We start from the raw sequence: 20,301 nt of genomic DNA, 5'->3' as shown, positions 1-20,301 counted from the left end.
ATAGGATCTGTTGGCATGGCGTTTGTAGGATTAGGAATAATCAAGCTAGCCATCGTTTACGATGATCAACAAGGCTTCTGGATCGGTTTCTTAGGAATTTTGTGCTGTGCCATGTACTTTAGACATTTAGAAAGCCGGGTTGGTATTCATAGGAAATATCGCTGGTTAGGACACGGTTTATTTATCGTTGTGTTCGGTGTGCTATCAGTATGGTTGTATTTATAGCTGTTTGAAATGAGGTAGGGGGGGATGTTGACGTGATGGAGATTGCACTTGTAGGCTTGTTAGCAGCTGTTTTTTATCTCGTTTTTCGAGTAAGTGCTCAGATGAATAGTTTTAGCGTGCGAATGAAAAGTATGCACGATCAGTTAAATCGAATGGCCAAGCATCTGGATTTGCCTGAACATCCGATTAACGATGAATTGCGAGAGCTCATGAAAGAAGGAAAAACGGTAGAAGCCGTGAAAAAGGCACGAGAAGAATTTGGGTTATCGCTATTGGAGGCGAAGGAGTATGTGGACGGGGTTTGAAATAAATTGAGGTTGTATTTTTATAGGCTAGTTTATCAAGGAATCCAGAAAAGGTGTCAAAAGTATTTGACACCTTTTCTGGGTTTTATTAACATATAAGGTGTAAAAGGAATTTGACAGGATAGATAGAAGGGATAGAGCTCAAAGTTGAAGAACAGCATTAAGATTTTAAGAGAAGGTAAGGGGATTTCACAAGGGAAGTTAGCGGAATTGTGTCAAGTTAGCAGACAGACGATCAACGCTATTGAAAACAATAAGTATGATCCAAGTTTAGAATTGGCATTTGCTATTGCTTTAGCTCTAGAAACGAAAGTAGACTCACTCTTTAACTATCAAAAAACGCTAAAGAAAAGGGGATAAATGCAATGGATATCATTCTTGTTCTGATTATGGGATGTATCATGTCAGTGATTATTGTTTCCACGAAAAGAGTATCAGGTGATGATACTGGCTTTTCAAAGGAAGATGAACGTCAAAAGAAAATATTAAGAGATGCCGCAATGTCGAGTTGGCAAGTTATTATGCTATATGCCTTGATTCGATTAACGAACTTGTTGCCATTCTTGGACGGTTTCACAGATCCTACGAAATTCCAATCTATTGCTTTCTTTTCGAATGGGGGAGATATCCTTCTAATTGCTGCCATTGGATATGGTATGGGAGCGGTAACTTCGTATTTTCGTTATTCCTAAGTGATAAATCTAGATTGCTTTTAAAAGAAATAGAAAAGGCATTCCTATATACAGTATTAAATGGAGTTGCTCACTTTTTAGAAATTAATTTTCTTTAAGATATAGTCGTTAATATTATAGGAAAGCGAGAATGATTTTTTATGAGCTTATTTTTTGAAAAACGGAAGCCTTACAAAAGTGATATAGCCTTTATCTTACTAATGTTTTTGAATGTTATCGTCATGAGTCTAGATTATTTTGGGAACATGAGCTTTCCCTGGCTATACATGGTCATGATGGTATTAACCATTGTTCTGTTGATATTTGCTCTGGTTGAGAGAAAAAAGAGACGGGAATAAAGGTTCAAGTCAGAGAGTTTGAAAGAATGGGTTGAAAAACCCCGTAACACGTTTATCTAGTTACGGGGTTTTATATGTTTATATCCTAAAGAAATGCAATGTTAGGAATTTAACTTACTTTAACGTCTTCAAAATCCGATCAATCAACGCCATCGTACGAATGTTATCTTTTCCATCTGAGCGGGGCGTCTCATTTGTTGTACAGCATGAGACGAAGTGCTGCATTTCACCGACAAAGCCGCGGAGGTAAAGATCTTTCATTGAGCCTGACATCGTTGAGGCGGAAGGACTGTATACGAAATCAGATTCAGCCGGTGCTTTCCATGGAAGTTCGTTAAAGGATTGAGATTTGTGCACGGTTAGGGTGTGGACCTCATCGACTGAGGCAAATCCGTGATCAAACGTAACCGTCAGTTTTTCGCTTTCTCTAGACCAGGCTGTCATCCCAGTGAATGATAGGGTTCCAACTGTTCCGCTTTCGAATTGAAGGCTAATGCTTTGATTGATGTGTGAATTCGAGCTGTTTTTAAATCCACTTACAGCTATTGTTTCTCCAAATAGATAGCGAACTAAATCAACGATGTGAATGGCAGCAAACTTTAGGAATTCTTCATCGTTTTGGCAAAATGGTGTTGTATCAACGGCGAATCGCGCTTCGAATGAACGAACTGATCCTAGTTCTTCACTTGTAATAAGCGAGTGAAGCTGCTTATAAATCGGCGCATAGCGCTTCATAAAGCCAACCATAAGCTTAATGCCAGCTTTCTCTGCAGCATCTGCCGCTAGTTCTGATTCTTCCGTTGTCATGCCAAGTGGCTTTTCGACATACACATTTTTACCGGCTTGGATACAGTCCATAACAAGGGCTGCCTGGTCTGTGGGTTGTGCGACAACGATGACGCCGTCACATGACTCCTGTTCTAGCATTTTCTTGTGATTATCATACGGTGTTCCAGTGCTTCCAAAACGAAGAAGTGTTTGCTCTGAGCGTTCTAAGTTTCGTGTAGCGACAGCCGTAATCGTTGCACCTGTTTCGACAAGAGCGGGATAAATGTTCGTCGTTGCATGAAAGCCTGCGCCAATCACGCAAATGGATGGGTTCGTCATATGTAGGCTCCTTTTATGTAAGCTATTAACGGAATAAGAATACCATTTTGAGGGGAAGAAATCCAAAGAAGGGGGTCAGGTTCCTACCTGACCCCCTTCTTATTTTTTGACTACTACATAAGGTCGCATCATTTCATAATCTTCATGCTCGAGAATATGACAGTGCCATACAAACAAGCCTGCATAAGGTACGAACTTCATGATGATTCGCGTGATTTCTTTTGGGTTTGCTCGCACGGTATCTTTCCAGCCCTGCTCATTGAGATCTGGCTTCATGCGTGGGCCGGTTGGAACGATCTTACCTTCTTTTTCATATAGATCTCGATCAAAGGGCTGGCGATTAAGGATTTGAAAGCGAACGAGATGCAAGTGGATGGGGTGCGTTGCATTTGATAAATTGACGAAGCTCCAGATTTCAACATCGCCTAATCTAGGCATTTCACTGATTGGATCTGACCAGAGCTGGTTGTTTAATAGGTGAATGGATCGTTTATATTGATCAGGCCTCATGTTGAGGAGAAGGTTGCGTTGATTGTTTGCTTGTTGTTCGTATATGATCTCGTACCGAGATAATGTCTGAGGAACGACGCTTTGATCGGGAAGAGAGAGCTTCTTCTTTACACGGAACTGCATGATTACGCCCGTTGTTTTGGGATTCGGACTTTTCCCCTGAGGATAAGGGGAGGCGGCATCGTTCATTAAGGTAAGGGTTTCGCCTGCCGAGCGACTGAAATCAATGACGACGTCGACACGCTCGGCAGGAGCGATCAAAACGCGGGTGACAGGCACCGGCTCTCCGAGAAGCCCCTGATCTGTGCCGATTTGAACGAATGGGAACTGGTTGGATAGGGAGAAGCGGTAGAATCTTGCGTTTGATCCATTTAGGATTCTAAATCTGTATTTCCTCGGCTCGACTTCCAAATAAGGCCAAACGATCCCGTTAACAAGATTGGCTTTCCCGAAGAAGTCAGGAAGGACCGATGGCGTAACGCCTTCTACAGGAGGGTCTGGTTCAGCTGGATAGTACAAAGAGCCATCACGATGGAAAGAACGATCCTGAAGAAGAAGGGGGATATCAAACTCACCTTCCGGTAGCCTGAGGGATCGCTCTTCTTCGTCATGAACAATATACATCCCAGCGAGACCTGCGTAGATATTTAACCGTGTAATCCCCATCGCATGATCGTGATACCAGAGGGTCGTAGCTGCTTGATGATTTGGATATTCATAAATGGGATCGGTGAAATAGGGCCCTCCCTGTTGAAATCCTCGGGTGAACCATGCCTCAGGATAACCATCGCTCGTATCAGGCGTAACCCCACCGTGAAGATGCACAACCGTACGAACGTCAGGAACGTTTGTACCAGCCCCATGAATGGTGTGGTCAATTGGGAGGAAATGCTTTTCAGGGAGTTCATTTTTCCAAAGCACACGGATCGGGTGATTTCGGTGAACTTGAAACGTAGGACCAGGGTATTGCCCGTTATATCCCCAAACGCGTGTTGCTGGCAAATCGCGATGAAGCTTCTGAAAACTTTCCTTCATCGTCACTTCATAATAGGGAATCCCGTGATTTGTCTTTACGGGTTGGATGATTGGCATGATAGGGAGGCGATCTACGAATTTTTCGAGCATCTGTGCCACTCCTTCTGAAACGATGCATTTGTTCATCATATGTTACGAAGAGAGGATCTTTCATTTCTTTTTCTATTCTTGAAGCTCAGGATCTTGTGAGATTACGAAGATAGAAGAACCCCTACGTCTCGAAGAAACGGAGGGGTTCAAATAAGTTATAGATTTGCTCCTAGCGGAAGATCTAGATAGGGTTCGTACCGCTTGTTGCTAGGCTTTAATTCATAAATTCGAATGGATTCTACTTTGAAGGTAGGATAGGGCGTGAGTTCCTGTTTTGCTAAAAGCTCTATATCCTTTAAATCAGATTTCGATATACCGTACTGTTCTTTGCCGAGAGTTAAATGCCCAACGTAGTCATCTAATTCAAAGTAGTGCTTGATGAGCTCTTCGGGTGGAGAAATCGCTTTTACAATGGCTTCATGGAGCGGGAATAATTGATCGCAAGTGACACTTAGATAGAGGATATTGTCTCCGAAGTAGTGAGGTTCTGCTACTGTTAGCGTGAACGGATGGATTTTTTTGCATACGTTCTCCACTTTTTCGATCCATTTCTTGTCGGGGGATAGTCCGCCCTGCGCTTTCAGAGTAATATGTGGTTCTACTCCTAGGAAGTTGATCCATTTTCTTTGGAAATGTTCAACTTTGGCAAGATAGTCGGGTGGTGGTGTGATACCAATAAAGTATTGATTTGGCATGGGAGTCAGTCCTTTTTACGAATTTCCTTTTATTGTATTTTATCACGAAGCATGCTTGGGCGGGGGGGGCTTTTGTTAGAAAGAGAAAAGACTTATGGCGTGTTAGGAGATAGAATTTGTCCATAAACAAGCGTCTTCCCATCCGTAAAAGGGAAGACGCTTGTTTTGTTTAGTTTAGTGATTTTTATAAGTGACGCTTTTGGTTCATTATTCAATCAGCTTATGCTAGCCGAAGACCCACATAGATAAAGTAAGCGATTACAGCGATGTTGAAAAGTGTAAGTAGCAATCCGATCGTAGCCCATCCTTTTTTCTCATCACTAGTTCGATATACAACGAATGCCATTAATATGGAGAGGGCACACCCAACTAAAATAAAAATCATGATATATAGAGCGGCAGATTCGCCGGAGCTAGAAGATACCGGATCAATCAGAAACATGGCAAGCGTTGTAAGCGCGCTGATGAAGATGAAGAAAACCGTTCTCCAGGTTGTCATTTTAGAGCGATATGTCGTAAACATGTCGTACTCCTTTCTAGCCTGTTAAGTAGCTTACCCTCCATTATAGTGGAGTTAAAAGGAGATCACAAACCGCCTCAGAGTGACGATTAGGTGGAGTGGAGCAGTTCGACAATGTTCGAGTGAAAACGGGTGGTGACAGGCACCACCACTATGGTACCGTTTAGATAGGAGTTGAAACATGGAAAATTTGATTTGGTTGTTTTATTACGTTCTCATTCTAATAGTTCTCATTATTATTTTTCGGAAGGCGGCTGACTTTGAACACTATTTGTTCTTAAAGCTGATCGGCTATACGTTTCTTGGAGGTTTTTCGTTGCAATTCAATGATTGGCGGCTTCCACTTGGATTCCTTATATCCTTCTTGTTTTTCACTAAAACTAAAGTAAATGTGAAGGCTAAGAAGCGGGCTGTTTATGTTGGGTTATTTATCTTCTTAACATCATCAATTGCTCCTTGGGTTCAAACGTTTTTGTATGAACAACCTCAGGAAGTCGCTCTTCTTAATACTAATTTCTATAGTGGCAGTTTAGCGGAAGAATGGAAGAACATACATAGTAAGCTTGGAGATGAAAATGATTCTTCAAAAGTAATCGATTTTAATATGGAAATCAGTGATGAAGGAACAATGAACGATCTCTATATGGTTGTGGAAGAGAACGCTTCTCCCGAGAAGGTTCACTACAATATTGAACTTGCAGCTAATGATGAGGAACTTATAGTAGAACGAACGAAGGTTGGAAGTGAGGGAGTGCATTTTGCGGCTCAAACGCTGACGAAAGCGGATTTTTTCTTGAAACAAATCGACCTTATAAAGAAGCCTATGCTTAAAGAAAAGGATGTGGATGCTTACTTTTTAAGTGCGAGCGGTCAACGAACAAATCACCCTCAGACGGATGACGAATCCTACAGAATTGATACTGCTGGTAAGGAAAAGGTAGAAAGTAGTGAATTACCAGCTGATGCGCTTGTGGTTGATGTTTGTGATGCAGATTGCGATTATCATGAGTACTTTCTTTTTGATCTCTTAGAGAAAAAGCCGCAAATCACGGAAGCCAATATCCTGGATATCGCTCAACAAAACTCTACTGAAGTAGAAAATTGGTTAGAGAGTCATACGGGGGATCACATTGGCTATGAGAAAGATGGAAAATACATTCTAAAGAAGAACGGCGAAGAGATGACCGTTACTGAAGAGGAATACATAAGTGCACTTGAAGACGTACCTCATACGAACATCGATCGAAATGATAATATGTGGGAAGTAACAGTGGAGAATCCATATGGAGAATCTCCCCATGAGATGAAATTTTCTTTGAATGAAAAAAGTAGAATGGTAGAGTTGTATTGGGCTAGATAATGGCTCACAAAAGGATGGCTTAATAAACAAACAGGCACAATCCAACTAAAAGGTTGGAAGTGCCTGTTTTTTGAAAATAGCGTGTTATTATCATATATTAAGTACGTTTCTTTATTCACTTAAGCTCACTATATTTCGACTATTTAACCCATATTATCACGCTGCTCATGATAAAAACGCACGGCTTCTTTCAGCTTTTCATTTTCCTCTTTCAACTGATGGATTTCCTTTTTTTGCTCTTTAACACGTTCACGATAGATCCTCATCCAAAAGCATAGCATGATAAATGCGAAATAGAGTACAAAATCAAATGTGCTCATACCAGTAGCATACACGCACTCACCTCTTTTCATTGTGATAGAGAGATTCGTCCTGTTAGGTCTGTTGTAGAGAGTAAAGGTATAGTATTTTGTTGAGTAAGTGTATAGGGAAAGGGGTAAATGCGCAACATTCACTTTTGTCTATTAATTATGTTAGAAAACCTCCTGATTTACTAGGAAGAACTATATGCTCTTTTTTATATGAGAGATTATCTTCCGAATTCCACTCCTTTTTTACTAACTTTCACCTGTTTTCTACCCCAAATTTCAAAAAAATGTTTACTAATATAATAAAAAGGATATTCCATCTACTACAATCATACGAGAAAATTTTTTTCTTGGGGTAGAGGAGGAGACAAAATGCAGTCACTATGGTTTACATTGCTTACGTGTATAGCATTCATGGTGCTTGTTGGATACATAGCTTATCGCAAAACAAGAGGGACTACAAATGGGTCAGAAGGTTATTTTCTGGCAGGAAGAGGATTGAGCGGTGGGTTTATAGCAGGATCGCTTTTGCTAACGAACCTTTCTGCTGAGCAGCTAGTTGGATTAAACGGCCAGGCGTTTCGGACGAATCTATCGAACATGGCCTGGGAAGTAACGGCAGGTGTAGCGGTTGTTCTCATGGGACTTTATTTACTACCAAAATATTTGAACATGTCGATTACAACCCTTCCTGAATTTCTTAGTAAACGGTTTGATGAAGGGGTGCGTCGCTATACTGTCGTTTTATTTATGGTTGGATACGTACTCGTCACGATTCCTTCGATGCTCTACTCTGGGGCTCTAGCCGTTCTGAAATTGTTTGATGTACCATCGATTTTAGGCATTACATACACCCAGTCGATTTGGGTTGTGATTTGGGGGATCGGCCTTATCGGGGCAGTATATGCGATCTTCGGCGGGTTAAAAGCCGTTGCCGTTTCCGATACGATTAATGGAGTCGGTCTACTCATTATCGGAGCGCTCGTTCCGATTCTTGGACTTATCGCCCTTGGCGATGGCGTTTTTCTAGACGGTGTAAAAACCATCACAACGACAAATCCAGAAAAACTGAACGCGATTGGGGGAGCGGATGACTCGGTTCCATTCGGTACGATCTTTACCGGTTTGATTATCGCCAACATGTTTTACTGGGCAACAAATCAATACGTGATACAGCGTACGCTCGGTGCACAGAGTTTAAAGGAAGGACAGAAAGGCGTTATTTTTTCCGGATTCTTCAAGCTTCTTATTCCGATTTTCATGATGATTCCGGGCGTTATCGCTTTTCACCTTTACGAAGGGAATCTTAAGTCCGTTGACCTGGCGTATCCTACGCTCGTAACGAATGTGCTGCCACCTTACTTGTCTGGCTTTTTCTTAGCTGTATTGCTTGGGGCCGTCTTAAGTTCATATAACTCCCTTTTGAATAGTGCTTCAACGATGTTTGCTCTTGATATTTATAAGCCGGCATTTAAAAAGGATGCCTCAGACGACCAGCTGATTAAATCTAGTAAGTGGTTTGGCTCCATTATTGCACTTGTTACGTTTTTCGTGTCACCGATGTTGATGTACGCACCGAACGGATTATGGGATCTGATTCGAAAATTCACCGGCTTTTTCAACATTCCTATTGTGGCCGTTGTATTGATCGGAATTATTTCGAAGAAGGTGCCGGCATTAGCGGCGAAAGTAGCGATTGTATTTCATGTGGTCGCTTACTACATGATGGTGTGGGGAACCGAACACCTCTTTGGTCTTCCGCTCGACATTCACTTTATTCATATTTACGGTATTCTATTTGTCGCTGAAGTGGCGATCATGTTTGGGATTGCTTACGTTAAGCCACAGGAGAAAGCTTATGTATTCCCGAAGGCTTCCAAGGTGAATATGACGCCGTGGAAATACAGCGCGCCAGCTGGTATTTTATTAATCGCAAGCATTTGCGAAACGTATATCCTTTTCTCACCAATTGGTGTAGCGTATGCAGATGGGATGATCTCGCCTTCATTCCTACCAGCGACTGGAGCTCTTTCGGTTGTAACGCTTATTGCATTCGCTATTGCAACGAAGAGTTGGGAGCGTAAGTACGGTCATGCTGTTCGACGAGCGAAGGAAGCTGTGAAAGAAACAGGAAAAGAAGTAGGGGGCCAAAAGCAAAGTCCTCAGATGAACTATTTTTCTGAAAAAGATTTTTAATAAATGATGTCCATTGTATTAACAAGGAGCCCGCTTCATCCTATGTGATGAAGCGGGCTCCTTTTATTTTACCTTGATCCTTAAGCTGACCTACTGCCATTTCTCAGAGTCGAATCGAATGGTCGATTTATTGAAACGCATCTTTTGCCGCGCCACCCTCAATTAGTTTACGCTAGCGCCTACGAAAGGATCCTACTTCATCGATTGATGAGACAGGATACTTATAACTAGCTGAAATGCTAGCTAGTTAGCTTTTCCCTTAGAATAAATAGATCAGAACCGATCCAGAGCGCTAAACATACTTCCTCTTAATCTCGTTAGAGGAAAGGTAAACTACCAAAATCAAGATGAAAATATAGTAACTTTAAGTAGAGGCAGTTTCCTTTTATAATACCTCTTCTGAAGTTTAGTGAAGGACTCTAGTTGAAGTGAATCTTTAAAATGCATCAATGTCAAGCAATGTAAATCGGAACGGGGCATATTCATTTGATAGGTCAGTTTTATGGTAAAATAAGGGTGGTAAGGTTAAGTTTTCATGGAAGGATTGTGGAAGACTTGAAGTCGAGCTAATTGAGGTTATTGGAAATAAAACCAAACTCTTACATATATGAAATTAGCTATATTCACTCCAAAACCTTGAAAGGGAATTGAAACGTCTGAGGGTATGTGTTCCTGATGAAGTAAAGGGGACGGAACAGACCATTAGTATGCGCTTGCCGTCATGGTGAACAAAGTGAGCTATCTTTTGTGGAAAGCCTGAGGAATTAGGAGGGGTTGCTATGACCAAAGATAATAAAAGTAAATTGTTAGTTATAATAGTATTTCCGTTTTTTTTTTCTCTTTTTTTATTTATGATACAAAGGATATTGAGTTTTGGTATTACAATGGTTTCACATTGGTTCTTTTTTTGATTATATTTTATTTAGTTGTAATCAAAGTATTTTATCCAAGGCTATCTTTTGTAATAGTTGTGGTAATTTGGACAGCTCTGTGTGTATTTTTATTTAATGATACTTTCGTGAGCATAGGGATATCTTCATTTATCTTTAATTAGATAGGCTCTTTTTTTGAGGAGAAAAGATGGATTTATAAGCTCTGTTTTGAAATAATTGGTATTAATCATTTTGGCTAAGATTAGATGTTAATCAAACTATTGATTTGTTTAGGAGGACTTTTATTTGGATACCAAAAAACTAGATTTGATTATCTTATTAACCCTGACCGTTGCAGTTCCAATGTGTACAATTCTACCGTACCTTGGAATAATTCCAGACCTTTTACTATTCTTCATCTTGCCAATAGGAATTATCTTCTGCCTCATAGGAGTAACAGCTTCTGTTCTAAGGATACAAACTAGTGGTTGGAAACAATCATAATGAATATCTATGATCCGTCATGTCGGAGCCTTTCTTTAAAAAAGTAGAAGAACACTTTTTATGAAATAAGTGTACAAGATAAAGCTTCCTGCAATAAATAGATTATATTGTTGAATAAATTCTCTTGTAAGAGAAGAAAAGTGGTAAAAATACGTGTGAAGTATTTAAAAAAGAAGCAAAACCAGGCAGATAAATAATATGATGAAAAACATAGGGAGATTAAATCTTTCCTATGTTTTTTGTATGAAAAGTTTTATTTCGATATTTTTTGCAATCGGGTGCGATCATTGAATAATAAAAGGGAGGATCTAAGTGTCGGAGAGGTTACTTCACCATGTTGAAATCGATGTGTCTGATCTAATCTAAAAGGGCCAACTTCATTTTATGAGTTGGTTCTTGAAAGGAGTTAGAGTATGAACCCTTTCAAAGTTGGAAGGGAGATAAAACTTACTTAGTGTTTGTTCAAACAAAAGGGCGGTTTCTAGATATCTCTTTTCATATGACGGAGGACATGAAGCATCGTGTTATGCATGCCCAATTGAAAGTAGGCGACGCGGATCTGATGTTCTCTGTTACGTTTGCACGTATGCCTTATCAGCCAGGTAATACGATTCAGATTGCCATCCACCATGAAGAAGAGGCAATAGCAGGAGAAATCTTCTCTGCTTTGGAAGACGGCGGACAAGTGGTTATCCCCCTTCATAAAACAGACTTTAGCCCTTTGTATGGGATGGGAAAAGACAAGTTCGGGGTTCATTTCAATGTAAATGTTCCAGGGGAGCAACCCCAGTCACACAATTCTCCTTCACTAATAAACAAGGCCTCCTGTTCTCGAATAGACAGGAGGCTTACACTATATCCTACAATGGTAGTGTTTAATGAGTAAATGATAACTAAAAACTCGTTTCATTTGTTGAATTCTGAGCTTTCCATACGGAGTTTAGAATATCGTCAACTTCGCTAATGTTAGGAATAGAAGGTGATTTGATTAAATCACCTTTAACCATAACCATGTTTACTCCTGATATTGCTTCAATGCTATCTAGCGGATTTTTTTCTAAGACGAGCAAATCTGCATTTTTACCAATATCAAGAGTTCCAGTACTTTCATTAATACCTAAAATCTCCGAATTAGAACGAGTAACAAGATCAATGATATCTTTGGTATCCAAGCTCGTCTGCCTAATATAATGGTCGAGTTCTCTCCACAAGTCATAATGAGTGACGAAAGGCATAGCGGAATCGGTACCAATCCCCATGTTGATGTCGTGGCGAATAGCTTGTTTAACACCCAATAACATCGAATCATATACCAACTTAGAGTTTTCCTTCACAACATCATTTACCTTAGATAGACTTGCATCTAAAATAGCTGAAGGATAAGCTGCTTGAAGTGTTGGGATAAGCGAAGTATAACCGTCCAAAGAATTTGGATTGCACTTAAAAAGACTAATGATTTCATCATCCATCTCTGCACCGTGCTCGATAGTATCTACACCGCCTTTTAATGCGATTCTTACACCTTCAGTACTTTCTACATGAGCAGCCACTCTTAAACCGATTTTATGAGCTTCATCACAGATTGCTGAAACCTCATCCACAGTCATTTGCAAACGGCCTGCTTCCCCAATTTGCTTCGCATCTGTTACTCCACCAGTCACACATATTTTGATCAAATCTACACCACTTCTAACATTCAATCGAACATTTTTTCTTGCTTCCCATGGAGAGTCTCCAACATGAGCGAGATAAGGTGCACCATGTCCTCCTGTTACGCTTAGGAAATATCCTGATACAAGTAAATTCGGACCTATAAATTTTTCTGCAATGATTTCATCACGCAGTTCAACATCTGTGTAGAAAAATTCTCCTACACTTCGCATCGTTGTAACTCCAGAATGGAGCGCTGTAAGGGCGTTTCGCTTCATTCGTTTTTTTAATATTTTTCTTCCTAGTTTCGTATTTAATAGATGATTATAAGCAAAGTCGAGAATACCTTCACTTAGGGATACATGATAGGGTTTACCGTCAGAGAATAGATGGACATGTGCATTAATAAGACCGGGCATTACGTACTTTCCCGATAGATTAATTATTTCATAATCATTCGGGATGGTCGTTGATTGTTCTTTTTCAATCTGTTGAATATTTCCTTGTTCATTGATTAAAATTGTCATGTTCTTTTGTAGTTTTCTATTTAAGTCCCCATTAATCACATGAACATTCGTTAATGCATACCTTTTTTTCAATCTATGTACTCCTCTCGACTCATTCAAATAGTAAAAGTTAATTAGGATAAGGTTTCGTTTAAGCAAGGAATCTGCTAATCAACTTTTCTAATCGCAGTGTTAATAAGTGTGTCATTCAAAAGATAGGGATTTACTCTAGCCTTCATGGAGATGTGGAGTTCTGGTAGGGTACGAATGGTCTTTAGAAAAAAGTCGCTTCTGATTATCAATTTGACCACTTTAAAGACTAGCATAACACTTTTGACAACAATCATTTCATATTAATCAAATATAAAACGGAAGTGGTGTTAAAAGTGCGAGATCGTGAAAAGGAATCATGAGGAAGTGGGGGGGGGATAGAGGCAAAATGAATAGGGGTCGAACGAAAATTGATGCTAGGTAACTAACAATATTTCTTATAATATCGTGTTTCAACTATCAAGATGACACGTGTAGTTCACTCTATAAGATCCTATTAATAAATCTCTCTCGAACTAGTTAATGGAGACTAAATGAATCAGCTTCCCTATGTTTAACAAATAAATGAAGCTCCGTTAGACTCTTTTAAAATCTTTGTGCATACTCTGCTTTTGTTATCCAGAGCACTTCTTTAATAGAAAAGGCTCCTTTTATAAAATAAAAGATTGAGTAATAAGGAATATTTTGAAATAATTGGTATCGATATATTTGGTAAGTTTTTTTATGAATCATGAAGAATCGCCAAACAAGAGGAGGGTTCATTTGAAGAGTAGTGAAGTATCCTACAAGCATTCAAAAAACTTAACGTTTCTCTTAAGAAACCTAATTCTTATTGCCATTATATTAATCGCCACCAAGTTCTTGCTTGATAAAAGTCCTTCAAACGACTATGTTGGTTGGCTCATATTCATAGTGTTTTGGACGGTGAAAGGTTCCTATGACTTTTTTGAGGACAGGAGAAACGGTAGGGAAAATCCAGCATTTATGAATAGATTAATCATGGTTCTTGGGTATAGCCTTCTACTTTGGGAAATAATTAGCTTTTTATTTATGAGGTGATTCCATTATCTCAGAGCTTATCCCTTATTGACCTTACGAAACAGGTTAGTAAAATTATTAACCAATTGTCGCTGAACATTGTAAAAAAGAATAGCGACAAAATGGGATCTAGTCCGTATATAGACATTCAATAGTGATAAATCATTTTAGTAGGGTGCGAAGTCGATGATAGGAATAAGCATAGCAACGAAGTGGGAATATGAAGCGACATTGAAATACTTCGGAATAAGAAATAACGAACGTTTCGGTTATCCATATGGGGAGTATTTCATGAGAACAATGAATGATACCGAACTTGTTTTTTATAGTACCGGTGTAAGAAAAGTAAATGTGTTGGTGGTAATCAGTATATGATTTCTAAATTTAAATTAACTAAAGTAATCGTTGCTGGAACATGTGCAGGAATAAATGATCAGTTTCGTAATGTAGATATTTTTGTACCCGACAAAGCCGTTCAATATGATTGCACGGTAAAAGAAATTGAGCCTCTTATTAAACAATCCTTTATCGTTCATATTGATCTATCAAAATATGGAGATGATTTTCATAAAGGAACAATTGGTACCGCTGATAAAGCAGTCGTTATGTGGAACGACTATTTAGAACTGAAGAAAAACGAAATAACCATAGCGGATACCGAAGCGGCAGCAATTGCTTATATTTGTAAGAAGAATGATGTTGAATGCATTATTATTAAAGGAATATCTGATTTTCCAACGGATGAAAGAAACGCTAATAAATTCGAATCAAACATTGAACAGATGAATGTTTATTTAGAAAACACCCCGAAAGTAATGAACAAAATATTTGGCGAATATTTAAATAGATTTATTTAGAAAATGAAAAGTCATACAAAAGTTATGGTTGTTGATTTAATGAAAAGCTGATCAAACCTTTTATATAACTGGATTATTTTGTTTTGATGATTATATGATTTTACGTAAACATGTACATGAAAGTATGCTGTTATTGAGAGAACGGACGGAATTACGGAACAAAAGAAATTAGGAGTTGAAAGACTTGCCTTTACTATTTTTATTATTAGCTATACTAACATTAGGCTCATATGGAATTGTGCTTTCTCCTATTTTATTTTTATTGGCTGTAGTAAGCTCTATTTATTATTCTAAAAAGGGGAAATATATTTTCGCTTCAATAGTTACCTTTATTATTAGTGCATTCATTTTAATGACAATGTCAGTTATGGCACTCATTTTTATGTTTGATTAAAAGAGTCAATATATATAAGGTGAATTTTGTTAACCCAATAAGTATTTTTTGATAAAATGAACTTTATAAAAAGTACTAATAAAAAAACTGCCGGTCGAACATCTTACTCATTTGTTCGACCGGCAGTTTTTCACTAATAGTTTGTGCGAAGAGCTTTAAGCACTTATTAGAAGATAGACTAGCTTCTGTAGAGTAGTTAAAATCGTGGCTACTTTTTATCGTCTTTCCTTGTTTGTCCTCCACAATTGTTCCATTATGATGACAAGACCAGTCCCAACAAGTAGCCCATTACTCACCACATTCTGAACGATAGCTGGCATATTTGAGAAGACTTCAGAAGGGAGAAACATCGCTCCCATACCAAATAAATAAGAGACGCCAATGATCGTCATTTTTCTAGAATCTAGTGGTTCGAGTGTGAAACTATTAATTCCAATAGCTACTAATTGTACAAAGGAAGCCATTAAAGCGGCATTGGCTACTGGAGATGGAATGCTTGAAATTAATGTCATCACGGGAGGGAAAAAGGCAATCAGCAATAACAAGATGGTTGCGTAAACGAATGGCATCTTACGCTTTTGCCCAGTTAATGCGATAAAACCAGATGAAGTAGCTGATGGAACATTCGCGACAGATCCAAACCCACCGGCGATGACGTGGTTAATACCCGAGAACATGGTTCCGTTATTCACTTGACGTCTGCGCTTTTCGGGGTCTTCGCCAAGGGTCTGTCTCACCGCCTCAATGGAGGCTACAATATTGGATATTGAAATGAGAGCAATGATAAACGCTAACGGTAAAATACCTAGATTAAAGTGCGGGGGACCGAATCCAAACAAATCAGGTGTTGAAAATAAGGCCACTGTCGCTTGTTCTTCCTGGACTCCAATCACGCTTCTAAAGATCACCCATCCGATAACGATGCCAATAAATACGGCGTAACTGCTCAACCATCCTCTTGCAAACGTAGATAAACCCAGGACAATGAAAAAGGTAAGAAAAGCAATGAGCGCTTGCGTTCCTTGAATTGTACTTGAGCTTTCTTGTAACCCTAGCATCCCTTTTAGGAGAGTGCCACTTAATTGTACTGTCAGGAGTAGGAAGAATGATCCGGTTACTAACGGTGTGAAAACCGGAAGTATCTTTTGTGTGACCTTGAAAGCGCCGAAGAGAATCAAGAATAATCCTGAAATTATCATGGTCATTTCTAACGTCTGTAATGTTCCTTTATAAGTGCCTCCTGCTTGAACGCTTGTTACGGCCATAACGGAAAAAATGCTAACCCAAATGCCAGCAGGTACTTCCATTATGGGGAGTCGGTGGCCGAACAATGCTTGTAATAATGAAGCGATCCCTACAGTGAAAAAGGTACGCTGCATGAGACCATAAATTTCGATAAAATTCAATTCATAAATCGATCCAATGACGATAGGCAATGCAACCGCACTCGCAAGCAGAAACACAAACCATTGGAAGGTTTCTAGCATGTTGGTTGCTAAGCCAGGCTTATCCAATTTGAACGCTCCTTTATTATCTTTGTAAAAGATTAATTGTACCAGTTTATCATTTCTCATTATCAATTGGTATTAATAAGGCAGTCTAGCAAATGAAAAATAATATATTGATAAAAAGCTTGGTTTTTTGAAGGAACTTTGTAAAAAGGAAGCATTCTCCTTATACTCATTGGTTTCAAGATATGTACCAGTGATATCTATTCATTGCTTAATTTGTTTGAAATAAATGATTTTAAATAGGTGGAGGGAGGGGATTCACTAGAGAAGAGGTATGGCTCAATCTCTATCGAATTCTATTTTTCTATAATTGTTTATGATAGCCTTTGGGTAAAAGGGGATGGGGTTTAATGGAAGCGATATCTAGTAAAATATTGTATTTACTAATTACTTGTTTCTTGTTGTACGGATTCTTTAAGATCATTAGATTTATTTATAACAAATATATACCTTACAGTTTTGCAACTGATGCCATCGGTATAATCCTATTTGTTATCTTTTGCATTCCTGCCTCTCTTGTAGTAAGCCATAAATTGTTAAAGTCAGTAGGGAAATAATGATTATAAAGAAAGTGTGATGAACTGGTATTTCCAGTTGTTTCGGAGCTTACTTTTAATAAGGTAAGCTTCGATTTTATTTAAGTAACGATTGTACTAGTTGAGATGATTTGAAATAATTGGTATTAGAAGTTTAGAGAATTTAGTTAAGCCTAGATGTAGGAGGTAATGTATGAGGCTGAAAATAAAGGTTTTCTTTTTAGTGTTTTTACCACTTTTGCTCCTAACTTTGAGTATCCTGAAGTTTTCGGGAAACTTGAATCCGACGACGGGGTTCATCTTAACTTTGCTATCTGCACTTTCGGGTTTAGTGGTTAATCGATTTAAGAGAAATATGAAAGAGACATACTAAGTTGAAATGGCCGTTTTCTTCATTCGCCAAATGAGTCCGATTATATAAGGAAGTATGACTGGGAATACGAGGGGGGTATGGATGAAAATTTTGAAAGTAAGAAGCATTATTCTACTAGATTTGATCTTCGATTGAATCAGAGTTTTTCCATGATATCGTTTCGATTTGAGTACTTGATTGTTTTATGGAGGTGCGTGATGAAGTGTGCTTATATGTCTAAAATAGATAAATGGCGAGAAAAGTATGGAGCGATAACTATAGCATTCAGTTGTCTAATTAGCGTGATCACTAGTTGGGGAGATAATTGGATTCTTACAAGTGTTTTATTATTGGGCGTATTGGTGTGTGGAATGATAGGTTTTTTTGATATTAAAAGATCCATGAAGGAAGAGCATTAAACATTACCGGGTGAGAATTTTTTTGGACTAGAAGATATTTCTGAAGCTAGTTTTCAAGTATCTCGGAGCTTATCAATAATAAGATAAGCTCCTTATTTCATTTGGTTTTGTAAATGAATCTCTTCTGAAGTTATGATGAGTGAGCATGATTGAATTTGTGATAAATGCTCTCAATACCTTCGCCTCCCTATCCGTCATTACAAAGAAAAACGAAATGAAAAAGAGCCATTCGTGACTGAATGACTTCTTATATAAGACTGGATTAGCTTTTGAATTCAAAACTCTCCGGTGGTATGGTCCTTTTTATCGTTGAAGTATGCAGCTTCTTTTTCTTTCTTTTCAATTTGAGAGGCTTAGAAGACGTTAAGTCATATACGATACAGTTCACGGCTAGAATGGTTAATGCAAAGGCGGTAACGGGCGCAAGAATCATCCAGGGAAAAGAAGAGACGTATTGGAAGTTTTGAGCGATCAGCCCTGCCCACTCATTTGACATCGAAAATGAGTCCGTGAAGGCTTTTCCAGTGTCCATGTCATACTCAATAACTCTGACGTCTGTGCCGCCTATGAATACTTTCAAAAGACCAAGATGGGCAAAGACAACGAGGACCTGTCCGACTTGTTGAACGAAAAGGAGTAGTAACTTAGGATTCAGGAAAGGTGCTAGATGGTTTTTGAAAATATGAAATTTACTTCCGCCCATAGTTCTGGCGCTTTCTATGAATTCCTTTTTAGATATGAGGTCGAGTTCATTTTGAATGTAAAGGGAAAGTACTGGTACACTGATGAAAATAAGCACGAGCATAGGGAAGACGACTTTCGTAACGGTATCATAGCTCCAGCTGAAGGTTAACACAACGGGAGCGATCAATATGTAGGTAAAAATCGTAACCGGCGCATAGTGAAGCGCATCTGCAAGCCCGGCTAACAGTTTTCGAAAAGCACTCGGTAACCTAAACAAAAGATATCCGCCTATGAAAGAGAATAGCATTCGTCCGAAGGCAACGATGATGGATAGTCCAATGGTATACTTGGCCCCCTCGAGGAGCATGAGTACGAAGTTATTTCCATCGAGATCACTCCCTAATGGAAACTGTAGGGAGGGCGGGAAAGGTGCTAAGGCAATGGCATTACGATTCTCATCATACAATACTTTTTCAGGTGGAGCCGGATCTGCAAACGTGGTGTATACGAAACTTCCTATAAGGAGGAATAAGATAAAGAGAGTGCCTCCTATTAACAACGGACGTTGGATTAATTGTTTCTTCATATATTCTTCCCACCAATATTGAAGTAGTGTTCTAGCGTAACTTTTCCTGTTGTGAACATGATAAAAGAAGGGATAAATACCATAAACAGCCCCATGGTTAGTATTTCAGGATTCAGTACCCCATTCTCAAAAATAAAGGTCATAAACCCATTAATATTAAAGATAATCTCCAACATTAATAAGTTAGCGATTGCAAAAAGAAAGACGCCCTTAAAATGGTTAAATAAAGTTAATATTGAGTTCCTAAAAACGTGTAACACTAAAATTCTTGATCGCTTTAATCCCTTTCCTCGTGCTAGTTCTACGTAAAGAAGCTTCTCCTCTTCTTCAAAGGACAACAATAAATACTTATATATGTATATACCAGGCAGTAGTGATAGGACGAGGACCGGAAGAACGATCGCGTTTTCATCGAAACCGCTGGAAATGTTAAAAAGAAGAAAGTTGGTTTTTTTATAGACCCAAATAATGCCTAATTGTGCAACTAAAATCACGAAAATGTCCGGCAATGATTCAATAATAAAAAGAAAAGCCTTAGGAAGAGTTCTTTTATGAACCGGAAGTAACATTGTAAGGAATGTAAGAAGGATTCCTAAGATAAGAGCTAGGACGATAGAAATAAATAGGTAAAACATAGAAGTAAGGTAAACTTCCATGAATTCCGGGAATAAAGGTAACTCTCTCCCCCGAACGTAGTACTCAATGGTATTGCCTGTTAGGATGACGTTTAAGAGATGAAGCATGTGATGAACGTATGCATCAAAATTAAGTACGATTGTGTCATATAAAAACGAAGTATTATTTAACGAATTGTTATCAATCATTTTGAGCACGTTTAGTTGCGATTTCATATTAAAAAACAAGTAAGGAAGTGAGCCAATTAGTAGGATGCCTATTGAAGTTAATAGAAATTGGAATGCAATCTGCAAGGTAAGTGACTTCTTCATCACGGCCCTCCTT

The 20,301-nt window shown here is 38.8% G+C and carries 18 protein-coding genes and 1 pseudogene; 10 read left to right on the top strand and 9 right to left on the bottom strand.

Features of this window, described 5'->3' with window-relative positions; genetic code table 11:
• Window positions 1-15: 15 nt before the first annotated feature.
• The 4 genes from Q4550_RS01755 (at window position 16) to Q4550_RS01740 (ending at window position 1,222) form a co-directional block, all read left to right on the top strand.
• Window positions 16-225, top strand: coding sequence for a hypothetical protein (locus Q4550_RS01755; RefSeq protein WP_303529844.1), 210 nt, complete (start codon window positions 16-18; stop codon window positions 223-225).
• Between the two features lie 35 nt (window positions 226-260).
• Window positions 261-530 (top strand): hypothetical protein, encoded by a 270-nt coding sequence (locus Q4550_RS01750; RefSeq protein ID WP_483298552.1) that lies wholly within the window; start codon window positions 261-263, stop codon window positions 528-530.
• Between the two features lie 147 nt (window positions 531-677).
• Window positions 678-890 (top strand): helix-turn-helix transcriptional regulator, encoded by a 213-nt coding sequence (locus Q4550_RS01745; protein WP_194220686.1) that lies wholly within the window; start codon window positions 678-680, stop codon window positions 888-890.
• Window positions 891-895: 5 nt separating this feature from the next.
• On the top strand, window positions 896-1,222 hold the full coding sequence (locus tag Q4550_RS01740; RefSeq protein ID WP_303529842.1) for a hypothetical protein: 327 nt from the start codon (window positions 896-898) through the stop codon (window positions 1,220-1,222).
• A gap of 452 nt (window positions 1,223-1,674) precedes the next feature.
• Here Q4550_RS01740 and Q4550_RS01735 read toward each other — a convergent pair whose 3' ends face one another.
• From Q4550_RS01735 to Q4550_RS01720, 4 genes are all read right to left on the bottom strand, one after another.
• Complete coding sequence (locus Q4550_RS01735; protein ID WP_303529841.1) at window positions 1,675-2,667, bottom strand: Gfo/Idh/MocA family protein; 993 nt, start codon at window positions 2,665-2,667, stop codon at window positions 1,675-1,677.
• Window positions 2,668-2,766: 99 nt separating this feature from the next.
• The gene (locus Q4550_RS01730; protein ID WP_303529839.1) at window positions 2,767-4,302 is read right to left on the bottom strand and encodes a multicopper oxidase family protein; all 1,536 of its coding nucleotides are present in this window, start codon (window positions 4,300-4,302) and stop codon (window positions 2,767-2,769) included.
• Between the two features lie 155 nt (window positions 4,303-4,457).
• Window positions 4,458-4,997, bottom strand: coding sequence for a 2'-5' RNA ligase family protein (locus tag Q4550_RS01725; protein WP_303529836.1), 540 nt, complete (start codon window positions 4,995-4,997; stop codon window positions 4,458-4,460).
• A 220-nt stretch (window positions 4,998-5,217) separates the two neighbouring features.
• Window positions 5,218-5,520, bottom strand: coding sequence for a hypothetical protein (locus Q4550_RS01720; RefSeq protein ID WP_226616584.1), 303 nt, complete (start codon window positions 5,518-5,520; stop codon window positions 5,218-5,220).
• Window positions 5,521-5,698: 178 nt separating this feature from the next.
• On the opposite strand from Q4550_RS01720, the gene Q4550_RS01715 reads away from it, so the two are divergent.
• Window positions 5,699-6,877, top strand: coding sequence for a hypothetical protein (locus Q4550_RS01715; RefSeq protein ID WP_303529825.1), 1,179 nt, complete (start codon window positions 5,699-5,701; stop codon window positions 6,875-6,877).
• A gap of 143 nt (window positions 6,878-7,020) precedes the next feature.
• Here the strand turns inward: Q4550_RS01715 and Q4550_RS01710 are convergent, their stop codons facing one another.
• Window positions 7,021-7,212 (bottom strand): hypothetical protein, encoded by a 192-nt coding sequence (locus Q4550_RS01710; protein WP_303529823.1) that lies wholly within the window; start codon window positions 7,210-7,212, stop codon window positions 7,021-7,023.
• 345 nt (window positions 7,213-7,557) lie between these two features.
• Here Q4550_RS01710 and Q4550_RS01705 point away from each other — a divergent pair, with 345 nt between their 5' ends.
• The 3 genes from Q4550_RS01705 (at window position 7,558) to Q4550_RS01695 (ending at window position 11,643) form a co-directional block, all read left to right on the top strand.
• Window positions 7,558-9,381: a solute:sodium symporter family transporter gene (locus Q4550_RS01705; RefSeq protein ID WP_303529821.1), complete on the top strand. Its 1,824-nt coding sequence runs from the start codon at window positions 7,558-7,560 to the stop codon at window positions 9,379-9,381.
• A gap of 1,178 nt (window positions 9,382-10,559) precedes the next feature.
• A complete protein-coding gene (locus Q4550_RS01700) occupies window positions 10,560-10,757 on the top strand; it encodes a hypothetical protein (protein WP_303529819.1) in 198 nt (65 codons plus the stop codon).
• 511 nt (window positions 10,758-11,268) lie between these two features.
• The gene (locus Q4550_RS01695; protein WP_303529816.1) at window positions 11,269-11,643 is read left to right on the top strand and encodes a VOC family protein; all 375 of its coding nucleotides are present in this window, start codon (window positions 11,269-11,271) and stop codon (window positions 11,641-11,643) included.
• Between the two features lie 7 nt (window positions 11,644-11,650).
• On the opposite strand, the gene Q4550_RS01690 is transcribed toward Q4550_RS01695, so the two are convergent.
• Window positions 11,651-13,006, bottom strand: coding sequence for a metal-dependent hydrolase family protein (locus tag Q4550_RS01690; protein WP_303529813.1), 1,356 nt, complete (start codon window positions 13,004-13,006; stop codon window positions 11,651-11,653).
• Window positions 13,007-14,188: 1,182 nt separating this feature from the next.
• Here Q4550_RS01690 and Q4550_RS01680 point away from each other — a divergent pair.
• Window positions 14,189-14,859 (top strand): annotated as a pseudogene (locus tag Q4550_RS01680) (5'-methylthioadenosine/S-adenosylhomocysteine nucleosidase family protein).
• A gap of 184 nt (window positions 14,860-15,043) precedes the next feature.
• A complete protein-coding gene (locus Q4550_RS01675) occupies window positions 15,044-15,253 on the top strand; it encodes a hypothetical protein (protein WP_303529804.1) in 210 nt (69 codons plus the stop codon).
• Between the two features lie 215 nt (window positions 15,254-15,468).
• Here Q4550_RS01675 and Q4550_RS01670 read toward each other — a convergent pair whose 3' ends face one another.
• From Q4550_RS01670 to Q4550_RS01660, 3 genes are all read right to left on the bottom strand, one after another.
• On the bottom strand, window positions 15,469-16,767 hold the full coding sequence (locus tag Q4550_RS01670) for a purine/pyrimidine permease (RefSeq protein ID WP_303529802.1): 1,299 nt from the start codon (window positions 16,765-16,767) through the stop codon (window positions 15,469-15,471).
• Window positions 16,768-18,333: 1,566 nt separating this feature from the next.
• Window positions 18,334-19,341 carry a hypothetical protein gene (locus Q4550_RS01665; RefSeq protein ID WP_303529800.1) on the bottom strand — a complete coding sequence of 336 codons (1,008 nt, stop codon included), beginning with the start codon at window positions 19,339-19,341 and terminating at the stop codon, window positions 18,334-18,336.
• The gene (locus Q4550_RS01660) at window positions 19,338-20,288 is read right to left on the bottom strand and encodes an ABC transporter permease subunit (RefSeq protein WP_194220699.1); all 951 of its coding nucleotides are present in this window, start codon (window positions 20,286-20,288) and stop codon (window positions 19,338-19,340) included. Before Q4550_RS01660 ends, Q4550_RS01665 begins: the two co-directional genes overlap by 4 nt.
• Between the last annotated feature and the right edge of the window lie 13 nt (window positions 20,289-20,301).

The organism is Anaerobacillus sp. 1_MG-2023 (genome assembly GCF_030547345.1).
GTDB lineage: Bacteria > Bacillota > Bacilli > Bacillales > Guptibacillaceae > Guptibacillus > Guptibacillus hwajinpoensis_B.
The sequence above is the reverse complement of the archived record's forward strand: the minus strand, read 5'-3'. Positions and strand labels throughout refer to the sequence as shown.